This window comes from Nocardia sp. NPDC058497, assembly GCF_042720195.1.
Taxonomy (GTDB): domain Bacteria; phylum Actinomycetota; class Actinomycetes; order Mycobacteriales; family Mycobacteriaceae; genus Nocardia.
The window spans coordinates 1-14,436 of record NZ_JBHXMY010000096.1 but is presented as its reverse complement, the minus strand read 5'-3'; the positions used below and the strand labels follow the sequence as shown (position 1 = coordinate 14,436).

The 14,436-nt window shown below is 69.0% G+C and carries 16 protein-coding genes and 1 pseudogene; 10 read left to right on the top strand and 7 right to left on the bottom strand.

Translation table 11 applies throughout. The features are described 5' to 3' along the window. Positions 1-690: FAD-dependent oxidoreductase (locus tag ACFWPJ_RS09715; protein ID WP_378849236.1), on the bottom strand; the 690-nt coding region annotated here is incomplete at its 3' end. 101 nt (positions 691-791) lie between these two features. Here ACFWPJ_RS09715 and ACFWPJ_RS09710 point away from each other — a divergent pair. Further along, positions 792-1,346: a TetR/AcrR family transcriptional regulator gene (locus ACFWPJ_RS09710; protein ID WP_378849234.1), complete on the top strand. Its 555-nt coding sequence runs from the start codon at positions 792-794 to the stop codon at positions 1,344-1,346. A gap of 172 nt (positions 1,347-1,518) precedes the next feature. On the opposite strand, the gene ACFWPJ_RS09705 is transcribed toward ACFWPJ_RS09710, so the two are convergent. The 3 genes from ACFWPJ_RS09705 to ACFWPJ_RS09695 are packed head-to-tail and all read right to left on the bottom strand — an operon-like array spanning position 1,519 to position 3,674. Continuing rightward, positions 1,519-2,160 (bottom strand): bifunctional 4-hydroxy-2-oxoglutarate aldolase/2-dehydro-3-deoxy-phosphogluconate aldolase, encoded by a 642-nt coding sequence (locus ACFWPJ_RS09705; protein WP_378849232.1) that lies wholly within the window; start codon positions 2,158-2,160, stop codon positions 1,519-1,521. Continuing rightward, positions 2,157-2,384 carry a hypothetical protein gene (locus ACFWPJ_RS09700; protein WP_378849231.1) on the bottom strand — a complete coding sequence of 76 codons (228 nt, stop codon included), beginning with the start codon at positions 2,382-2,384 and terminating at the stop codon, positions 2,157-2,159. The genes ACFWPJ_RS09705 and ACFWPJ_RS09700 overlap by 4 nt, the downstream gene beginning before the upstream one ends. 9 nt (positions 2,385-2,393) lie before the next feature. Further along, positions 2,394-3,674, bottom strand: coding sequence for an amino acid deaminase (locus ACFWPJ_RS09695; RefSeq protein WP_378849230.1), 1,281 nt, complete (start codon positions 3,672-3,674; stop codon positions 2,394-2,396). Positions 3,675-3,830: 156 nt separating this feature from the next. On the opposite strand from ACFWPJ_RS09695, the gene ACFWPJ_RS09690 reads away from it, so the two are divergent. From ACFWPJ_RS09690 to ACFWPJ_RS09675, 4 genes and pseudogenes are all read left to right on the top strand, one after another. After that, the gene (locus tag ACFWPJ_RS09690; protein WP_378849228.1) at positions 3,831-4,205 is read left to right on the top strand and encodes a hypothetical protein; all 375 of its coding nucleotides are present in this window, start codon (positions 3,831-3,833) and stop codon (positions 4,203-4,205) included. Beyond that, entirely contained in the window at positions 4,202-4,972 is a 771-nt protein-coding gene (locus tag ACFWPJ_RS09685) for an IclR family transcriptional regulator (protein ID WP_378849227.1), read from the top strand. Before ACFWPJ_RS09690 ends, ACFWPJ_RS09685 begins: the two co-directional genes overlap by 4 nt. After that, a pseudogene (locus tag ACFWPJ_RS09680) lies at positions 4,969-5,386 on the top strand (RidA family protein). Before ACFWPJ_RS09685 ends, ACFWPJ_RS09680 begins: the two are co-directional and overlap by 4 nt. A 74-nt stretch (positions 5,387-5,460) precedes the next feature. Continuing rightward, positions 5,461-5,628 carry a hypothetical protein gene (locus ACFWPJ_RS09675; RefSeq protein ID WP_378849225.1) on the top strand — a complete coding sequence of 56 codons (168 nt, stop codon included), beginning with the start codon at positions 5,461-5,463 and terminating at the stop codon, positions 5,626-5,628. A gap of 3 nt (positions 5,629-5,631) precedes the next feature. On the opposite strand, the gene ppc is transcribed toward ACFWPJ_RS09675, so the two are convergent. Both ppc and ACFWPJ_RS09665 read right to left on the bottom strand, forming a co-directional pair. After that, positions 5,632-8,403 carry a phosphoenolpyruvate carboxylase gene (gene ppc / locus ACFWPJ_RS09670; protein WP_378849223.1) on the bottom strand — a complete coding sequence of 924 codons (2,772 nt, stop codon included), beginning with the start codon at positions 8,401-8,403 and terminating at the stop codon, positions 5,632-5,634. 67 nt (positions 8,404-8,470) lie between these two features. Continuing rightward, positions 8,471-9,007: a sugar O-acetyltransferase gene (locus tag ACFWPJ_RS09665; protein WP_378849238.1), complete on the bottom strand. Its 537-nt coding sequence runs from the start codon at positions 9,005-9,007 to the stop codon at positions 8,471-8,473. Between the two features lie 98 nt (positions 9,008-9,105). On the opposite strand from ACFWPJ_RS09665, the gene ACFWPJ_RS09660 reads away from it, so the two are divergent. The 5 genes from ACFWPJ_RS09660 (at position 9,106) to ACFWPJ_RS09640 (ending at position 14,215) form a co-directional block, all read left to right on the top strand. Then, positions 9,106-9,750: a LysE family translocator gene (locus ACFWPJ_RS09660; RefSeq protein WP_378849222.1), complete on the top strand. Its 645-nt coding sequence runs from the start codon at positions 9,106-9,108 to the stop codon at positions 9,748-9,750. A 45-nt stretch (positions 9,751-9,795) separates the two neighbouring features. After that, positions 9,796-10,422 carry a TetR/AcrR family transcriptional regulator gene (locus tag ACFWPJ_RS09655; protein ID WP_378849220.1) on the top strand — a complete coding sequence of 209 codons (627 nt, stop codon included), beginning with the start codon at positions 9,796-9,798 and terminating at the stop codon, positions 10,420-10,422. 92 nt (positions 10,423-10,514) lie between these two features. Beyond that, the gene (locus ACFWPJ_RS09650; RefSeq protein WP_378849218.1) at positions 10,515-11,900 is read left to right on the top strand and encodes a lipase family protein; all 1,386 of its coding nucleotides are present in this window, start codon (positions 10,515-10,517) and stop codon (positions 11,898-11,900) included. Positions 11,901-12,056: 156 nt separating this feature from the next. Then, complete coding sequence (locus ACFWPJ_RS09645; RefSeq protein WP_378849216.1) at positions 12,057-12,683, top strand: hypothetical protein; 627 nt, start codon at positions 12,057-12,059, stop codon at positions 12,681-12,683. Further along, entirely contained in the window at positions 12,680-14,215 is a 1,536-nt protein-coding gene (locus ACFWPJ_RS09640; protein ID WP_378849214.1) for a hypothetical protein, read from the top strand. Before ACFWPJ_RS09645 ends, ACFWPJ_RS09640 begins: the two co-directional genes overlap by 4 nt. A 26-nt stretch (positions 14,216-14,241) precedes the next feature. On the opposite strand, the gene ACFWPJ_RS09635 is transcribed toward ACFWPJ_RS09640, so the two are convergent. Further along, the coding region (locus ACFWPJ_RS09635) for a hypothetical protein (protein WP_378849212.1) at positions 14,242-14,436 on the bottom strand (195 nt) is incomplete at its 5' end.

The window sequence follows — 14,436 nt, the reverse complement described above, 5'->3', positions numbered from 1 at the left end:
GGCAGAGCGAGCACGGACCTCCGCGAACGAGCCCGGAACGTTCTCGGGCGCGTTGTAGACGGCGAAACAGTAGACCCGCCCGTCGGCGAGCGGGGCCATCCCGAAACGTGCTCCGCGACCCCATGTCTCACCGAACTCGGTCAGCGGTTCGTCGATGTCGACCACCGCACGCCACGCGGTGTAGCCGGCGTAGCGAGCGGGCACATCGCCGCAGACCGCGCGGCGGACCACACTGCGGATCCCGTCCGCGCCGACGACCAGATCCGCGGTCGACGCACCGGCGGAATGGATCACCGAACCGTCGGCTTCCGCTTCCGACACCGAGATACCGGTTCGCACAACACCATCGGGGATCGCCGCGCGCAGGATGTCGAGCAAGGCCGCGCGGTGGATCACCACGGGAGCACCGAATCGCGCACGCATCGTCGCCGCATCGGTGCGCGAGAGCCACCGGCCCCGCGCGGTCCGGATCCCGGCCGAGACGTCCTCGATCGCCTGCTCGCGCACGGCGGCACCGGCACCGAGCGCATCGAGCGCCCGCAAGGCATTGGTCCACAACGAGATTCCCGAGCCGACCTCGGCGACCTCGGGGGCACGCTCGAGCACCTCGACCGCCCAACCGCGCCGCGTCAACGCCAGCGCGGTAGCCAATCCCCCGATTCCGCCGCCGACGACGATTGCTGTGGACATCGCACTCTCCCCTCGTTGCAGGTACCGGCCCACCGTACTACTGCTGTAGTGGACTTCACTACTGATGTAGTGCGCCTCACTACGGATGTAGTATGGCCCGGATGGCCAGACGTGAACAGATCCTCGATGCCGCGATCGACCTGCTGGGCACCCGCGGGCCGCGCGCGCTGACCCACCGCGCGGTGGACGAGGCCGCCGCCGTGCCCATCGGGTCGACTTCGAACTACTTCCGCACCCGCGAGGCCCTCCTGATCGGCATCACCGAACGGCTCGAGGAGCGCGACCGCGCCGACTGGGAGGCACTGAACCGCCTGCTCGGCCCAGCCACCGTCGAGCATCTCGTCGAGGGCCTGGCCCGGTTCATCCTGCATGCCACCGGCCCCGATCGTGCGCGCACCCTGGCACGATTCGCGCTGTTCAGCGAGGCACAGACAATGCCCGCGCTGCACGAATCACTGCAACGCGGACATCATCGGCTGCGGGACTGGGCGATCGAGATGGCGGCCCAGGTCGGCATCGCCGCCGGGGACACGACGATCCTGGTCGACTATCTCGACGGCGTCGTGGCCCACCGGCTCGGCGGCGCGGGAACCGAGACCGATCCCCGCGCCGCACTCGAACGACTGGTCGGCGCGCTGACCGCCGACCTCAGCTGACGACGGCGAACAACACCGCCGCCACCGCGAAACTCACCACCGACAAGATGGTTTCGAGCACCGTCCACCAGCAGCACCATGCCGACCGGCTCGAGCGATTCGGCGGTGATGGTGCTCAGTTCCTGCACCGTCGAGCCGCGCCGGATGCCGAGCAGGGAGAACGGGATACCTCTCAATCAAGCGAATGGACGAAGCGTGCGGCTTTGGCGCCGATGTGGGACCAGCGCGAACTCGCGACGTCCAGTGGGGCGACCACCTCGGTCCCAGCGGTGACCGCGATTGCCCCCGCCTGCAGGAATTCGCGGGCGTTGTGGGCGTTGACTCCGCCGGAGGGGATGAGGAAAACGTGCGGGAACGGGCCGAGCAGATCCTCGAGATAGGCCGGGCCGAGCGCGCGGGCGGGGAAGATGTTCACCGCCGCCGCGCCCATCTCGACCGCGGCCAGCACCTCCGAGGGGGTGAACGCGCCCATGATGACCGGGATCTGGTGGGCGACAGCCACTTCGGCGACCTCGGGCCGCAGCGCGGGCGTCACCAGGAACTTGGCGCCCACCTCGATCGCCGCTTCGGCCTGGTCGCGGGTGGTCACGGTGCCGACGCCGATCACGGCGGCGCTCACCGCCGAGGCCTTGCCGATCGCGTCGAGCACGCCGAGGGTGGTGAAGGTGAGCTCGACGGCACGAATGCCGGACCCGGCCAGGGCTTCGGCGAGCGCGACCGGGTCGGGGATGGCAGGCGCGCGGACCACGGTGAGCGCACGGTCGGCGCGAATCACCTCCATGGCCTCGGACGACGAGCTGAGCAATGGGTTCATCGGGTCTCCTCTCGCGTGGCGTCCATACGCGGGGCGCGTCCGGCGCGCACACCGGTCGCGGTGCCGTTCTCCAGCGCGAATTCGCCGTTGACCAGCACGTGCTGGATCGATCCCACCGGTCCCGTCTCGGCGATGCGTCCGGCGCGGATCAGTACGTCGCCGCGACGGCGCGGCGCGCCGGTGCCGTCGACGATATCGATGTCACGAAACAGCGAGTCCGTCATGGTCATCCGTCAGAAGTAGGTGCGGATCAAGTCGACCACGCGCGGACGGTCCGCCCCGGCGCTGTCGATCACCGGAATGCGCCGCCACTTGTCGAATGCCGTGCACGGATGCGACAACCCGAGCCGCACGATGCTGCCGACCGGGAGATCGGTGGCAGCGGCGCCGGGCAGCCGCAGGAAGGTGTGCTGATCGTTGAGTGCGGTCACCTGCGCGGTAGCCGGCAGCGCACCGCCGCCGGCCACCAGCTGCGGCACCGGCAGGCCCTCGTCGAAGGGGAAGTCGCGCTTGCCGCCGTCGAGCAGAGCCAGTTCCGGTTCGGGCCGGGAGACCACCCGGGCCCAGCCGTGCATCGCGGCGCGCAGGCCGGGCTCGACGGCGGGCGCGGTCAGCGGGGATATGCCCGCGTAGAAGCCGTCGTCGTGGACGAGGTAGGCGCCGCTGCGCAGCACGACCGTGGTGGTGTCGTCGGCCAGGCGTGCCAGCTCGTCGACGACGAGTTCGGGGTAGGCGCTGCCGCCCGCGGTGACGATCGCCCGGCCCGGGTAGGCGCCGGACGCGGCGAGTTCGGTGTGCAGGGCGGCGAGTTCGCCGAGGTAGCCGCGCACGGCCGCCACACCGGCGGTGCTGCGATCGTGGGCCAGCGCGCCTTCGTAGCCGGCGACACCGGCCAGGGCCAGCCGCTCACTGTCCCGGATGGCCGCCACGACCGCCCGTGCTTCGGTGCGGGAGCGCGCCCCGGTGCGACCGCGCGGGCCACCCAGTTCGACCAGCACCCGCACCGGCGGGCAGGGCGGGGTGTCGCGCAGGATCTTGTCCATCAGCTCGACGGTGGCGACGCTGTCGGCCCAGCAGTAGAACTCGAACGCGGTGTCGCGCGCCGATTCCGCGGCGACCCAGGCCAATCCGGCCGGATCGACGAGGACGTTGGCGAGCAGGATCCGGCCGACACCGAACGATCGGGCTACCTGCGCCTGCCAGCCGCTGGCCAGTGTGATCGCCCACGAGCCTGCCGCGAGCTGTTCGCGCCACAGCTGCGGCGCCATCGTGGTCTTGCCGTGCGGGGCCAGCGCGACACCCGCCGCGGCGGTCCACCGCGCCATCAGCGCGAGATTGGCATCGAGCAGCCCGCGATCGAGGGTGAGCAGCGGTGTCTGCCACGGGGCGAGTTCCGGCGCGGTCGCGAGGTAGTCGCGCGCGGTGTGCCCCCACGCCGCGGGCGGCACGCTCTTGTCCTGCGGTCCGAGCACCTCGTCGGCGAGCGCGTCCACGACGGCGTTGTCGATCGTCACAGCTTCCCTTTCCGTCGATCGCCGCGGAGGTCACCCGGGCCGGTCGGCCATATCCGATTCGCATTGCATAATGTGCAACGCTGGTTGCACTGAATGTTTCTGCTCGTTATTGTGCATCTCAGAGACAGTGACCGCAAGCACGAAAGGGCGAAAAGGGTGACTCAGGCGACAGCGGCGACGCCCAGGGCGGTCACCGGGCGCGGACGACTGGTCAGCTTCGACCTGAATTACCTTCCGGCACTGTGGGGTTCGCGCGTGAACGAGGCCGCCGACGAACTCGCCGCCCATGTCCGTGGCGCGGATGTGGTGCTGCACGGCGCCGACGAAGCCGAGGAGATCTTCGGCACCGGCGACCCGGCCGCCTTGCGCGCACTGTTCCCCGAGCCAGCCCAGTTGATCGTCAAGAACGACAAGCACACCGTGACCGGGTTCGACGGCGATACCTTCGTCGACGTGCCCGCACTGGCGCCGGAGACCGATTGGGCCGGGCTGCGCTACCCGGACTCGCTGGATGGGACGATCGGCCGATGAGTCAAAGCGTGTCGCGGGCCCTGTCCATTCTCATTGCCCTCGGCGAGGATTCGCAGTCACTCGACGAGCTCGCCGCACGGCTCGGGGTGCACAAGTCGACGGTGCTGCGACTGCTACAGACGATGCAGGCCGAACGGATCGTCGTGCACGACAGCGCGCACCGGTATTCCCTGGGCACCCGCATGTTCGAATTGGCCAGTCGTGCACTGGAGAACCGCGATGTCCGCACCGTCGCCCGGCCGCATCTGAGCGCGCTCGGCGCCGCCACCGGGCAGACGGTGCACCTGGCCGCCTACGAATCCGGTGACGCGGTCTACATCGACAAGGTCGACGCCGAACAGGCGGTGCGGATGTACTCGCGGATCGGCCGTCCCGCCCCGCTGCACTGCACCGCCGTCGGCAAGGTACTGGTTGCCGCACTGCCCCGCACCGAATGGCGGGCCGTCGCCGCACGATTGGACTACCACCCGTTCACCACCCGCACACTGCGCACGCCTGAGCAGTACCTCGCGGAGCTGGAACTGGTCGCGGCACAGGGATTCGCCGAGGATCACGAGGAACACGAGAGCTTCGTCAACTGCATCGGCGTGCCCGTCCGCGACGGGATCGGCGCCGTGGTCGCCGCCGTGTCGGTCTCGGTCCCCGATGTGCTGCTCGACCACGATCAGGTGCTGGCACTGTTGCCGCAGGTCAGGGCGACCGCCGACGCCATCTCCACCGAACTCGGCTGGGACCCCCGCCGGGACGTCACCGCGAGGAAAGGCTGAACCCTACGTCCGACAAGATCGCCGTGCGCACCGCCGACGCTCCCGCACCGGCGCATACGTTCTCACAGGGCGTGCGCAAGGGACCGTTCGTCCAGGTCTCCGGCCAGGGTCCAGTCGACCCCGCGACCAATGAGTACCCGCACCCCGGCGATGTCCGCCGCGCAGACCACCCGCACCCTGATGAACGTGCTGGCGATCGTGGAGGCCGCGGGCGCCACCTTCGACGATGTGGTGATGCTGCGCGTCTACCTCACTCAAAGAGACGATTTCGCGGTGATGAACGAAGCGTATGGTGAATTCGTCGTCAAGCACACGACCTCCGGCGTCCTGCCGTCGCGCACGACCGTTTTCACCGGCCTGCCCCGCGAAGAGATGCTGGTGGAGATCGACGCGATCGCCGTCGTCACGGACTGAACGGCGATTCCGGTGATGTCTGTCGACATCGCGCACTACCGGAGCAGTTTCACCGTTCTACCGAGGAGCACCGCATGTTCGCCACAACCGCCCGTCCGCTCGCCATCGCCGCTCTCGCCCTCTCCGTCACCGCCATCGGCGCAGGCCCCGCCTCGGCGGCCACCGCGCAGCCGGTCGTCGGTTCGGTGACGGTCTGCGTCGGCATCCCGGTCGGGCAGATCAGCGTCAGCGTCTGTATCTAGCGGCTAACCCGAGTTGCGCAGGGCGGTGGCCAGGCCGTTCATGGTGAGCAGGATGCCCCGCTTCACGAGTTCGGAATCGTCACCGCCGCGCAACCGACGCAGCAAGTCCACCTGGAGTTGGTTGAGCGGCTCCAGGTAGGGGAAACGATTATGGATCGATTCCGCCAATGACGGGTTGTCACTGAGCAACTCGTCGTGACCGGTGACCGCCACATACATGCGGATGGTGCGGGCGTGTTCGTCGCGGATCATCCCGAAGATCTGCGCGCGCAATGTCGCGTCCTCGACCAGGTCGGCATAGCGCGCGGCGATGTCGAGATCGCTCTTGGCCATCACCTGCGCCAGGTTCGACAGCACCGTGCGGAAGAACGGCCACCGCTGATAGAGCTCGGTGAGCCGGGCCAGACGCTGCGGGTCCTCGCCCACCCATTCCTCGAGCGCGGTGCCGGTGCCGTACCAGCCGGGCAGCATGACGCGCGCCTGGCTCCAGGCCATCACCCACGGGATGGCGCGCAGGTCCGCGACCGAATTGGTGGGTTTGCGCGAGGCCGGACGGCTGCCGATATTGAGGTCGCCGACCTCGGCGACCGGGGTGGACTGGCGGAAGTACTCGACGAAGCCCGGGGTGTCGTGCACGAGTCGCGCGTAGGCGGCGCGGGCGCGGGCGGCCTGGGGGTCGAGACGATGGTCGGCGGGTGGGGCGTCGGCGCCGTGGCCTACCACGTCCCGCAGGGTCGATTCGAGCGGGCCCGCTAACAGCGACTCCAGATTGCGGTGTGCCGCACCCTGTTCGGAGTATTTCGCGGCGATCACCTCGCCCTGTTCGGTGAGCCGCAGCGAACCGCGCACCGCGCCGGCGGGCTGGGCCAGAATGGCGTCGTAGCTGCGGCCGCCACCGCGACCGACGGTGCCGCCGCGACCGTGGAACAGCCGCAACCGGATTCCCGACTTCCGGGCCACCTCGACCAGGTCCAGTTCCGCCCGGTACAGCGCCCAGTTCGCGGCGAGATACCCGCCGTCCTTGTTCGAATCGGAGTAGCCGAGCATCACCTCCTGCCGCATGCCCGCCGCCGCGACGAGCTCGCGATACACCGGAACCTCCAGCACCTCCGACAGCGTGGCGGCGCCGGCGCCCAGGTCCTCGATGGTCTCGAACAGCGGGACGATGCCGACGGGGCTGCTCGGCGTGCCCTCGGCGGTGCCCGGATCGAGGATGCCCGCTTCCTTGAGCAGCAGCGCCGCCTCGAGCATGTCGCTGACCGAGGTGCACATGCTGATGACGTAGTTCGGGATGGCGGCGGCGCCGAAGGTGTCGATCACCTCCTTGGCTGCCCGCAGCACCCCGAGCTCCTTGGTGGCGAGTTCGCTCAGCTGCGCGTACGGGCCGAGAAGTGGTCTGCGGGTGCGCAGTTCGTTCGCGAGCAGGTCGACGCGGTCGGCCTCGGACAGGCTCGGATAGTCGGTGTGCGCGCCCGACCAGGCCAGCAGTTCGGTGACGACCTGCTCGTGCACCTCGGAGTTCTGGCGCAGGTCCAGGCTCTGCAGGTGGAACCCGAAGGTCTCGATGGCGTGGCGCAGCGCGGCGAGGCCGTCGTCGGCCAGCAGCGCGTCACCGCTGGCGCGCATCGAGGCGTCGACGGCGTCGAGGTCGTCGAGCACCGCCTGCGGGGTGGCATACGGCGCGGCCGTGGTGTCCAGGCCGCTCTCCGGCAGTTCGCCGAGCGCCAGTTCCGCGGTGGCGCTGAGGCGGGCCCGGATCGCGTGCAGCGCACGGCGATACGGCTCGTCGGCGAACACGGCGGCATCGGGATAGCCCGCCTCGGCGAGCGCGGCGACCGCGGGCGTCACCGGCACGAGCCGGGCGGACTGGGACAGCGACTTCTCCAGGTCGACCAGCTCGTCCAGATACCGGCCGAAGGCATAGGCGGACGCCTGCTCGGCGGCGGTGTGCACGACTTCCGCTGTCACATACGGGTTTCCGTCGCGGTCGCCACCGATCCACGAGCCGGGGCGCAGGATCGGGCACGGCAGCAGCTCGGCATCGGGCCAGCGCGAGCGCAGCGCGGCGCGCACCTGCGCGTTGATCGCCGGGATCACCTCGTAGAGGGTCAGGTCGTAGTAGCGCAGGCCGACCGAGATCTCGTCCTGAATCCGCAAGCGCGCCAACCGGATCAGCGCCGTACGCCACAGGGTGAGGACTTCGCGGCGGATCTGGCGCTCGGAGTCGCCGAATCCGGGGTCGCCCGGCTCGAGCCTGCGCCGCAGCCGCATCAGCTCGGTGATCTTGGCCTGGACGTCGAAGACCGTGCGCCTGCGGGTCTCGGTCGGATGCGCGGTGATCACCGGCGAGACGAGGGCGTCGGTGAGCACCTCGGCCACTGTCGAACCGTCGAGGGCCGCCGCGTCGAGCTTGGCGTAGGTGGCGGCCAGCGACGAATCCTGGGGCGGCTCCCCCGCCGACACGTGGGCGGCGCGGCGCCGGTCACGCTGGATGTCCTCGGCGAGATTGGCCAGCAGCACGAAGTAGCTGAACGCCCGGATCAGCGGGATCGCGACCTCGGTCGGGGTGCCGTCGAGCATGTCGGCGACCGCGCTGCGCTCGACCTCCTCGCGGCGCACCGCGAACGCCTCGGTGCGCACCCGCTCGATCAGGTCGAAGACCTCGGGACCCTCGTGGTCGCGGATGGTGTCGCCCAGGATGCCGCCGAGGAACCGGATGTCCTCGCGCAGCGGCCGGGTCGCTTCCTGCTCCTGCACGGTTCGCGATTCGCCCATGGAAAGACAGTATTGCCGCCGTCGGTGTGACGCGACCCGGCGACGCGCCCCGCGCGAGTGATCAGGCCTACAGGTGCCGGATCACCCGCGCCGGGTTGCCCGCGGCGAACACCCGGTCCGGCAGGTCGCGGGTGACGACACTGCCCGCCCCGACCACCACATCGTCACCGATGGTCACGCCGGGACACACGATCACGCCACCACCGAACCACGCGTTGTTCCCGATCCGGATCGGCGCCGCGGATTCCCACCGCTGCCTGCGCTTCTCATGATCGTCCATCGGATGCAGCGCGGTCAGCAGCTGACAGCGCGGGCCGATCGAACAGTCGTCGCCGATGACGATCGGCGCGCAGTCGAGCAGGATCGCGTCGTAGTTGAGGAAGCTGTTGGCGCCGATCTCGATGAGATAGCCGTAGTCGCACTGGAATCGCGGCATGATCCACGACCCCTCCCCCACCTTCCCCAGCAGCTCGCCCAGCAACTCGGATCTGCGGCCGGTCTCGTCGGGTCCGGTCCGGTTGAACTCGTCGCACAACCGTTGCGCCCGTTGCCGTTCGATCACCAGTTCGGGATCGCTGTCCATGTACAGCTGCCCGCTCAGCATCCGCTGCTTCTGTTCGCCCACTGCGCCGAGTGTATGGGCGACCGGTGTCTTCACGGCGCCATTGCCTCCCGGTGGTCCGGTGGATACCGTTGGTCGGCATGGTGTCGATGACGCATCTCGCGTCCTTCGCGGGACTGTCCTTCCTGCTCGTCGTTGTCCCCGGCCCGAGTGTGCTGTTCACGATCAGCCGGGCGCTCACGGTCGGCAGGCGGGCTGCGTTGTTGACGGTGGTGGGCAATTCGGTCGGGGTGTACGTGCAGGTCGTAGCCGTCGCCATCGGGCTGGGCGCCCTCGTCGCCACCTCGGCGGCGGTGTTCACCGCGGTCAAACTGGTCGGCGCGCTCTATCTCGTCTATCTGGGAGTCCAGGCGATCAGGCACCGCGCCGACCTGGCCAGGGCACTCCAGCCCGAGCACGCCACGGCGGGTTTCTCCACCACCGCCGTGCTGCGCGACGGGTTCGTCGTCGGCTTCGCCAACCCGAAGACCATCGTCTTCCTCGCGGCGCTGCTGCCGCAGTTCGTCGACCCCACCCGGGGCTCGGTCTCGCAGCAGATGCTGGTGCTCGGCATCTGTATCCCCCTGTTCGGGATGGTGTTCGATTCGCTGTGGGCACTCGCGGCCGACTCCGTGCGCAGCTGGATCGCCCGCACTCCGCGCCGCCTCGCCGCGGTCGGCGGCACCAGCGGGCTGGTGATGATCGGGCTGGGCACCTCGCTGGCCTTCACCGGGCGCAAGGACTGAGCACCGTGCGGGCGTCGGCGACGGCGTGAAAGTAGGGTCGGAGTCGTGACGACAGCGCGGACCCGACACAACTACACCGGTACCTCGGTCGCCGAACGGCAGATCGAGCGGCGGGCGCTGTTCATCGAGGCGGGGCTGACCGTGTTCGCGGAGAAGTCGTTCGCCAACAGTTCGCTGACCGATGTGTGCGCGGCGGCGGGGCTGTCGCGGCGGCAGTTCTACGAGCAGTTCGCCGGGCGCGAGGAGCTGCTCGTCGCGGTGTACGACACGGTGCAGGGCAAGGCCAGGGAGGCCGTCACCGCGGCGCTGGCGGCGGCAGAGACCGACGACCTGCGCACGCTCATCGACGCCGCGGTGCGGGCGTACACGACGGCGATCACCGACGACATCCGGTGCGCCAAGGTCGCTTTCGTGGAGATCGTCGGCGTGAGCCCCGCGATCGAGGCCCATCGCGCGCAGGTCAGGGACCAGTGGGGCGAGGTCGTCGCGGCGATCGCGGCCGGGCGCGACGGGGTGCGGACGCCACCCGGTGGCTGGCGGGTGGCGATGGCGGCGTTCATCGGCGCGGTGAACGGCGCCGTGCACCAGTGGAGCCTGGACGACCCGCGCCCGCCCGTCGACGAGCTGGTCGAGGTGTTCTCCACCCTGCTCAACGCCCTGACAACCGCGTAGCCCCGGCCACTGATTGCGATCCACGCCACACCCGTGCCATAGTATCCGTCATTGAGACGAAGGCGTCTCAATTCACGTGAGGACTGTGCACGATGAGATCTCCCCTCGCTCTGCGATGGTTCGCCCTGGCGACCGGCGTGCTCGCGGCCGCCGCGGTCGTGGTGGCCGGCCCGCTGGCCGCCGAGCCGGCGGCGGTGGCGCCCGCACCGGTGGTGCCGCTGCCGCCCGAATTGGATCCGGGCTTCTACCTGCCGCCCGCCGACATCGTGGCGGCCACGGCGCCGGGTGCGATCATCGCGGCTCGCCAGGTGCGGATCGCCGACTTCGGTCTGCTGCCGATCGATGTGGACGCCTGGCAGGTGTCGTATCGCTCCAACAACAGCCGCGACGAGGCGATCCCGGCGGTCGCCACCGTGATCAAGCCACGTGGGCAGGCACCCGAGCCGCGCAAGCTGCTGTCGGTGCAGCTGGCCGAGGACTCCACCGCCGGCTACTGCGCGCCGTCCTATGCGCTGCAACATCTTTCGGTCGCACCACTGGTGGGCCAGATCGTCGTTCCCGCCGAATTCCTCTTCGCGCAGGCCGCGCTGGCGCAGGGCTGGGCGGTCGTCGTTCCCGATCACCAGGGCCCGAACTCGGCCTATGCGGCGGGACCGCTGGCCGGCCGGATCACCCTCGACGGAATTCGCGCGGCGACCTCGTTCGCGCCGCTCGAAGTGGGGCCGACCGCGCCGGTCGGGCTCTACGGATACTCCGGCGGCTCGATCGCGACCGGTCACGCCGCCGAACTGAAGGCCTCCTACGCACCCGAACTGAACATCGTCGGTGCGGCCGAGGGTGGGGTCGGCGCCGATCTCGGTGCGGCACTGAGCATGGCGAACAACCAGGCGACCTCGGGTCTCGTCTTCGCGGCTGTCCTCGGGCTCACGCGCGAGTACCCCGACTTCGCGGCCTACCTCGATCAGCGACTCGACCCGGTCGGCAAGGGCCTGTCCGCGATCAAGTCGCCCCTGTGTGTGCAGTATCAGTCGGCGTTGCTGCCGTTCCTCAACATGATCGGCATGATCGGCTCCGACGGCAACCCGCTCGACGATCCGCCGGTCGCGGCCATGCTCGACGACACCCGCATGGGCAAGTCCGTGCCCGACATGCCCCTGTTCGTCTGGCATTCCGCCTGGGACGAGATCCTCCCGCTGGCCGCCACCGACACCCTGGTCGACACGTACTGCCGCGACCCGAAGACCTCCCTCACCTACACCCGCGATCACGCCAGTGAGCACATCGTCGCCGAGGTCGTGGGCGGACCGGCGGCGCTGCTGTGGCTGCGCGACCGTCTCGACGGCATTCCCGCCCCCGCCGGTTGCACCACGTCCGACGCGGGCACCATGGCGGCCACTCCGGGCGCGCTCGACTTCCTCGGCGAGACGCTCTCCGCGAAGTTCGCCACCCTCTTCGGCGTGCCGCTGGGCTCCCGCTGAGGTCCGCTGCCGGGGCGTGGTCGACGACCATGCCCCGGTCGTGTTCGCGCACACGCTCATTCAGGATCGATGCCCATTCGGCGATACATATTGACGTTCTATGTTGATTTGTATCATACTCGCCGGGTTCGTCGATCATGAGCAGGAGGTGCCCCGGTGACCGATAACGCACGGGCTGCGCTGGAGTTACTTCGCGATGCGGATCAGTTCAAGTGGTATGTCATTCCGCTCTTGCTGATGGTCATCTACATCTATTCCGTCGAGATCGAGCGGCGGAACTGGAATGTGCTGTTCGCGGGGCTCGCGCTGTGGGGCATGGACTGGTTCAACGAGATCTGGAATGCGCTGGTCTTCCACGTCACCGAGCGTGCGCCGGTATGGGCGGCGAGCGGGCCGACGGCGTATCAGATCCTGATCGGGCTGAATATCGAGATCTGCTTCATGTTCGCCATCATGGGCATCGCGGCGGCGAAGATGTTGCCGCCCAGGGAGACCCGGATCTTCGGGTTGCCGAACCGGCCGGTGCTGATCGCGGCGAATTCCGCCGCGGCGGTGGGCGTCGAGGTGCTGCTGAACAAGGCCGGGGTACTCACCTGGGACTGGTCGTGGTGGCAGCCCAGCTTCCCGTTCCTGATCTGGATCATCGGGTACGTGCCGTTCTTCGCGGCCTGCTTCTACGTGCACGATCTGCCGAGCGTGCGCAGCAAGGCGCTGGTGGTCGGCGCGATCTTCGGCATCAATGCCGTCGCCCTGGCCGGTTTCGGCGCGGCGGGGTGGCTGTGAGGCGCGGGCACGCCGTGCGGCGGGGAGCGCTGATCGCGGCGGCCGGACTGGTCTTCGCCGGGGCGACAACGCAATCGGCGTCCGTCGCCGATCCCGGATGTCTGCCGGTGGGTACGGTCGGCACTCCGGAGGTGACGGTCGACGAGTCCACCGCGGGGTTGGCGGATTTCGCCCCGGCGACTGTCGCACTGCCCGAGCAGGTCTACTTCCGTACCACCACCGAGTCGTTCAACCGGCGCTGGGCCTTCGCCACCCGCGACGGCAACGTGTACGTGAAAGAGGCTACAGCCCTCAGTGGTTGGCGCACCGTGGCGCTGTCGAGCTGTCTCGCGGGCACCATCGCCGGTGTCTCGGCCGACGACGACGAAGTGATGATGATCGACCGCGACGGCCGCTTCATCACGATGGACCATGCGCTGAGCGCACCCAAGGACTGGAACTGGAGCAGCCGCTACGGCACCCCGCTGTGGACCGGCCCCGGCAACACCCTCCCACCGGGCGCGCTGACCTGGTCGTGGTCGGTGTTGTCGCCCAACGAGGATCACGTCTGGACCGACACCGCGGGCAACGAGCATCCGGTCGGCGGGGCGAAGGTGTCGCACGTGTTCGCCCTGACCAACGGCGGTCAGCGGATCCAGTACGTGGACCCGTGGCTGCCGGTGGATCACAGCTACGAGATGGGCTTGCCGTTCGGCGGCCGGTTCCAGGCGGTGGCGCTGTCCACCAGCGCGTCGACCTCGCTGATCGTCAACCGGTTCGGCGACTTCTACACGCGCCTCTACGATTTCGACATTTCCGGCGCGGACAAGGTCTTCTTCCGCTACTCCTACCAGGATCAGCGCGGACTCCCCGAGGCCCCCGACATGCTGTCCGAGCGCATCGACAGCCACTACGCCGCAATCCAACTGCCCGCCCCCGACTGGGTCGCGCAGCCGAAGGTGCCCGGTGAGATCACCGACCGCATCTCCATCCACCGGACCGGACCTGGTTCCGCCGCACGGGAACTGCGCGTCGAAGGCCGGGACGGCGGGCGAACCGGCTTCTGGCGCAAGACACTGACCGAGACGGCGTGGACCTTCGTCGCCACCGATCAGCCACTAACCGGTGCGGCACTGGAGAATTCGCCGATAAACCGTGCCAAGGAAACGCTGGGCCCGCCGTCACCGTACGACTACCAGGGCGTCTCGCCACAGGGCTGGACCGCCAGTGTGCAGTCCTTCGACCTGGCCGTCTCCCCCACCCCACTGCGCATCGAATTCGGCGACGGCACCCGACTCGACGTCGTCCTGCACACCGTCGACGGCTTGCGGCAGACTCCCCAGCAGCCCGGAATCACCGCTCAGCCACGATTCTTCGACGGCACCATCGAGGTACCCCAGCACCTACTCGCCGACCTGGACACCCAACCGGCCACGGTGCGGGATTTCGTCCGAAACACCCTCGGCGGCAATCGGTTCACCGACACCTCCGTCGACGTCACCGACGCGCGCTTCCACATCGCCCTGTGGGACGTCACCCTGAATCGACGCTGATCAGCAGCGCCGGGCATGGCCCGAGGTCACTCGATGTCCACGTCCAGTTCTGCCCAGGAGATTTCGACTTTGACGGGGTCGATCGCTGTGATGGCGACGACGGGGTCCTGACCGCGGAGCCCGATACGCTCCGTGACGTAGGCGCCGTCGGAGGTGAGCCTGAGCTGCTCGATCGAAGAGACCAGGCCGTCGTCGTCGACCATCCGGACGATCCAATACTG